This window comes from Fluviicola sp., from assembly GCF_030151805.1.
Lineage (GTDB): Bacteria > Bacteroidota > Bacteroidia > Flavobacteriales_D > Crocinitomicaceae > Fluviicola.
In genome coordinates this window covers 1-6,024 of record NZ_JASLCN010000190.1, presented here as the reverse complement: position 1 = coordinate 6,024, position 6,024 = coordinate 1, and the positions used below count along the sequence as shown (strand labels likewise).

Genomic DNA, 6,024 nt, shown 5'->3' with positions numbered 1-6,024 from the left:
ATTTTTCTTCCAACGGCGGAACTACCTGGACACAAATTCTAACCATGAATACCAGCTCTACGAATACGGACATGTGTACTTACAATAACTCAAACACTGTGTGGTTGAAAGATGGTTCCTGGTCGCGTGTTTGTTTAACGGTATTTAAATCGACTACCTCTCCGGGAAATTACTACCTGGCAGCAAATGGCTCGTCTGCCCCATCCGGAATTATGGTCAGCAGTGCTTTTTTTACTTCTAATTTTCAATTCAGAATCCGGTACGTGCAATCTGCAAGTTGTAATGTTACTGCTACTACGCTTAATCCCGGACGTTATTTAGCTGTAGATTACCCGGTTGTTACTTCCGGGAATGAGATGATTCCCTGCGGAATTTCCTTTGCCAATATGTGCGGCTACGGTTTGGATAACAATGATGAAGGAGTTGGTTCTTCTACGCTTACAACAAACACCACGGCATTCGGAACCATGAAACGAAGTGTGAATCATGCCGAAAGAGGTGTGGAAATTTTTAACTCTCAGAACACCACTTTCGGAGCAAATAATGCCTCCGGATCTAATTTTTCGACCAATTATGATTTATGCAACGCGGAAGGTGGTGACCAGCAGTGCGTCGACTGGCAGGAAAACAACAATTCCTATGCAGCAGTTTACGAATGCGTAACGGATTGGGAAACTTCCGGGATATCATTGGCTTATTACAAAGGATCTACTCCTCAATCAACCACGATGACAAAAGTTACTACCGCTGGAAAAACAGCTGCTATCGGCTGGAGACACACAGCAACTTTGTATTCCAATTGTGGTGGTACTTCAGATTTAAATGCCGGATGCAACGGTTATATGTTCAAATCTGGATCGTTACCGACTCAATTTCCACGTGCATTTTATAATTTGGGAACCAATTCACTCGGGCAATCCTGGACAGTCTACGGAGCAACCTCATGTATCAATTACTTCAATGGCCCTATCTTCTCTCCCATTGCAATTCCAAAGGCTTTACCGGCTTCTCCCAACTACACAATCTGTAACGGAACGGATTTAGTTTTTACGGCTGATGTGGATTATTGCAGCACGAGTGGTTTTACCAGCTCAGCCACTGTCAGTATTACAGGTCCGGGAGGATTTTCGGAAACTATCAATGGCGGTTCAACCGGTTCTACTCCGATCACGCTTGCGGGTGAATATTTCTTAACAGGACACACTCCTGATTCCCCGGAACAATGCCTGGATTGCGGAAGAACAATCTGTGTTACAATTACTCAAACGGATATTGAAAGCTGTTTAAGTGCTTTGCCGGTCGGACTGAAGAACTTCAGATTGCAATCCAAAGAATCTGTGGTGGAATTGTTTTGGGAAACGGAAAGCGAAGCAAACAGTGACCGCTTTGAAATTGAACGTTCCGGAAACGGAAATGATTTTGTACGAATCGGGAGCACTCCCTCAAAAGGAAACAGTTCTGACCTTCAATATTACCGTTTTCCTGATTCAGAACCCTTAAACGGACTTTCGTATTACCGTTTGAAAATGATTGATCTGAACGGAAGCAGCCGTTATTCTTACATCATTTCCAATAAGTCGAATAAGGTCGCAATCCAGATCGTTCCGAATCCGAATAACGGCAGTTTTTTGGTTAGCGGATTAAACGGAACAAACAAACTGGAATTGTTTGATTTGCAAGGGAAGATCATTCAAACGAAAGAAACTAATGAAGAAATTGTTTCTTTTGAAACCAACCAGAAATCCGGAATTTATGTTCTTCGAATCAGCAGTTCAAAAGGAAATGAGGTATTGAGGGTTGTTGTGGAGTAAGACTTCTTACGCATTACATCATTCATTCGTGGCGATTTTATTCATTATCTCAATAGATTCAGGTGGCCGTGAATAATTTTCCTTTCAACACTGGTCGAAACCCTGAATTCAATGCGCCAGGTATATATTCCTTCGGGTGAAGGAGACCCGTTGTATGTTCCATCCCAGCCGATCTGCGGATCTTTCGATTCGAAAACGATTTCTCCCCATCGGTTAAAAATCTGCAGATTGAAATCGGAAGAATCGAGCCCTGAAGAAAAGATCGGGATGAAAATCCCGTTCATCTCATTTCCATCCGGTGTAAACGTATTCGGAACGTAGTAAATAAGTCCGCCTTCCATGTAAACGGTTCCATAAGCAACATCCGTGCATCCGTATTGGTTTGTAACCAGCAGGCTTGCCGTAAACGAGCGAAACTCATCCGAAGAGTATGTATGAACCGGAGAAACAAGATCAGAAGCAGTTCCGTCACCAAAATTCCATTCATAATGAATGCCTCCTTCTGAATTATTGATCATGGTCGTTGAGGGATTCTCCTGGTTCAGAATAACCGGAGACGGATGAAACGAGGCCAACGGAGCAGGATGAACGCAAACGATTGACGGGAAATTGGCAGAAGCTGAGCATCCTAAAGCGGAAACAACATCCACAACAAGGTCATAACACCCCGGATTTTCAAATGTCAGCTGCTGGTTACCACAACCATTCAAAACAGTTCCATCCGAAAAAGTCCAGGTAGAACCGGTACAATCAAGCGTGAGATTTGTAAATGTAACCGATAAAGGCGCGCAACCGGAAGTAGGCGAAGGCAAGACACTCACTACCGGAAGCGGATTGACCGTTATCAAAACTTCATCTGTGGCGGAGCACCCAGCACCCGGATCTGTGGCGGTAACGGTATAAACGCTTGTTGTCTGTGGTGAAAAGGGAACATCGTTTGTAACTCCATTGTCCCAACTGAAATTGATATTGCTTCCCGGTGAAACAGCATGTAATACCGCATTTTCGCCGATACAAATCGTTTGATCCGGACCAGCATCCACTGTCAGGCTATTCAAATTAACCAAAAAAGTATCTGTCACCCAGCAACTACTTGCACCAACTTTCACAGAAAGCCAGTATTCACCAGATGTTGTCACTGTAATCGTAGGTGTTGTTTCACCTGTTGACCACAAATAAGATGTTGCATTAATCGTGGGATCAACCACAACACTGAGTGCGCAAACTACGATATCCGGTCCCAAATCAATCGTTCCTGTTGGCGGTATATTACTTTCCGGTAAAGGCTTATTGAAAACATACACCGGTGAAAAATATCCGGAAGCTGCTCCATAGGATGAATTGCAACCCGAATTACCTATTACGGTTCCTACATCTCCGGGAATAAAAGAAGTCGTTACATTTGGAGGAATTGCACTGCCTGAGTATTGTATCGCACCGGTGCCGCCGCCACCGCCAGGACCGAAACATGATGGATAGGTTGTCATTTGATTTCCGCCGTCTCCACCTCCTACTCTCAGTATTAAATTCCCGACAAAGGAATTCACTTCCAAAGCAATCGTACCACCTGCACCACCACCACCGGATCCGTCACCGATACTGTTATAGGTACTCACTACATTTGCGCCACTTGATTCAATAAACATGTTGTTATTGGTGACAATGGTTGCCGCCCTGATAATAATGATTCCACCACCGTTCGAGCCGGAGCATCCAACATTGTCATTATAATCCGGAGAACCGCCGCCGCCGCCCATAAAAAGTCTTCCCAAGCCATAATGCAGTGCTTTTCCTCCTTCTCCACCAATGGGTTGTTGACCGCAAAATCCTGCCTGATCTCCGCCCCGCCCGCCTTTGCTTCCGTTTGAACCGCCACCACCACCGGAATTGTGTTTGTTTCCGCCGCCGCCGCCATTTGCCAATGCTCCACGACCACCATCCATTGCAGCACTCACTTCCGCGATTCCTTCTCCTTTTTGGGCACCATGTCCTGAAGAAACGGGATAATAGTAATCGGTAAAATTACCACAGCCTCCATCCGGATTTGAACTGGAAAAAGATCCGCGAAAACCAGTTCCGTTAGCCGAAACCGGAGCATTAATGGTCAATGTTCCGGAAACTTCCAAGACAAGAACGCCTCCTGTGCTTCCATTCCAGTTTTGCGGAAAAAGTGTCCCTGTAACTGTTGTATTGGTATATTGAGGGACACGAATCAGTTGAACGCGGCCTGCAACGTCATAACCATTCAGTAACTGAAACTGAAGTGTCACCGTATTTCCGGAAATTGCGGTGACATTGGCAAACTCGTAGTTCCCGCAATTGTTATAATTGGTGATGGTGCCGAAATTAGAACTATTGGAAAGATCAATCTCAGCTCCTTTCATTTGAATAATCAAGACACGATTTCCAACTGATAAAAACGAAGCATCAACAACCTGTAATTGATTACAGGAAACAGCTGTTACCGGAGTGTATTGATTAATCACTCCAGATATTTGCGCACGAAGATTACCCGGTGATAAACTGGCGGCAAAGAAGATCACAAATAGCAGCCAACATTTCATAGAAAAAATGGTTCTGTTTGTTATACAAAACGTATTTCACCAAAAAGTGTTGTGTTTATTTCACCAGAAATATTTAAACGCTGGAATCTTTTGAGCGATTGGGAGAAGATTGAATTTCTTCTGTTGGGAAAAATACATTAAACCAATACAAAATAGCCTGTTGAAAATAAATATGGGCATTTCATTATCAAAGAATGCATTCCACTCTTGATAATGAAATCCATTGCTCATCAGATTAGTCGTAAACTCCTTCCAGGTCGCTTCGTTCGTCTTTCGGAATGCGGAAAAGCAGGAATAAACCAACGATAAAGAAGAAAGCCACGGAAACCACTGAATAGCGGATGGATTCAAATCCGATTTCCATTAATCCGAAGAACAATGTTCCGGTAACAATCCCAATTTTCTCCGTTGCATCGTAGAATGAGAAGTAACTCGCGTTGTCTTCTGTTTCCGGCAGGTATTTGGAGTAAGTTGAACGCGCCAAAGCCTGAACACCTCCCATTACAATTCCGACTGCACACGCCAGGCAGTAGAATTCAACCGGAGTTTCTATCACAAAGGCAGCAGCACAAACTCCCAACCAGATTACAAGTGAAATTCCCAATGTTTTGACGTTTCCGATTCTTCCGGATAAACGAGACATGACAAAAGCTCCGGCTGCTCCTAAAAGCTGGATCAACAGAATCGCAATGATTAATCCGCTGTCGTCTACTTTTCCATCTTTTACCGGCCAGGCAATTTCTTTCTTCGCAAAGAAGGTCGCCATCAACATCACGGTCTGAACTCCCGTATTGAAAAAGAAGAATGAAGTCAGGTAACGTTTCAGGCGTTTCGTTTTACGGAATTCAGAGAACACACCTCTCAATTCCTTAAATCCTTTCCAGATATATCCTTTTTCCTTGATTCGGGTTGAAGTTGTATTTGGCAAAACGCGGTAGGTAAATTGCGAAAAGCCAATCCACCATAAACCAACCAATACGAAACAATATTGTACCGGCATGGCTTCTTTCAAATCAAGCGTATTTGGGTCGTCAAAGAAAGAGAAGATCGGAACTTTGATCAAAACCAAACAAAGGATTAGCAAAACCATCGAACCGAGATACCCCATGGAAAATCCACGTGCTGAAATCTTGTCGAGGTCTTTCTTATGTGCAATTTCAGGCAAATAGGAATTGTAAAACACCAAACTGTTCCAGAATCCGATACTTGCAAAGAAGAGCGAAAGCATGGCAATTTCCAATAAACCATCGCGCATCAGATCGGTGAAGAAATACAGCGAAATGCAGGACAAGGCTCCCAAATAACAAAAGAATTGCAGGAAACGCTTTTTATTTCCCCTGTAATCGGCGATACCGGATAAAAACGGTGACGAAAAAGATACAACCAGGAATGAAGCTGACAAAACGAAACTCATCAAGGCAGAATTCGGAATGTGCATTCCCAGGAAATCCACCATGACTTCTTCTCCTTTTCCCAATTGGGAAGGATCCAGATCTGCCCAGGCTTTCCCGATATTCTCCTGCTTTCCGGATAAATACTGTTTGGTAGTCATCGTGTCATAGAAAATCGGAAAGATCGCGGATGAAATTACAAGGTTGTAGACTGAGTTTGCCCAGTCATACATCACCCAGCCTTTAATGATCTTTTTG

At 43.7% G+C, this 6,024-nt stretch carries 3 protein-coding genes; 1 reads left to right on the top strand and 2 read right to left on the bottom strand.

Features of this window, described 5'->3' with window-relative positions; genetic code table 11:
• Window positions 1-1,811 (top strand): T9SS type A sorting domain-containing protein (locus tag Q1V93_RS07175; RefSeq protein WP_300663224.1); only part of this gene is annotated, 1,811 nt, incomplete at its 5' end.
• A 44-nt stretch (window positions 1,812-1,855) separates the two neighbouring features.
• Here Q1V93_RS07175 and Q1V93_RS07170 read toward each other — a convergent pair.
• Both Q1V93_RS07170 and Q1V93_RS07165 read right to left on the bottom strand, forming a co-directional pair.
• Complete coding sequence (locus tag Q1V93_RS07170) at window positions 1,856-4,375, bottom strand: PKD domain-containing protein (protein ID WP_300663223.1); 2,520 nt, start codon at window positions 4,373-4,375, stop codon at window positions 1,856-1,858.
• A gap of 235 nt (window positions 4,376-4,610) precedes the next feature.
• The coding region (locus tag Q1V93_RS07165; protein ID WP_300663221.1) for an MFS transporter at window positions 4,611-6,024 on the bottom strand (1,414 nt) is incomplete at its 5' end.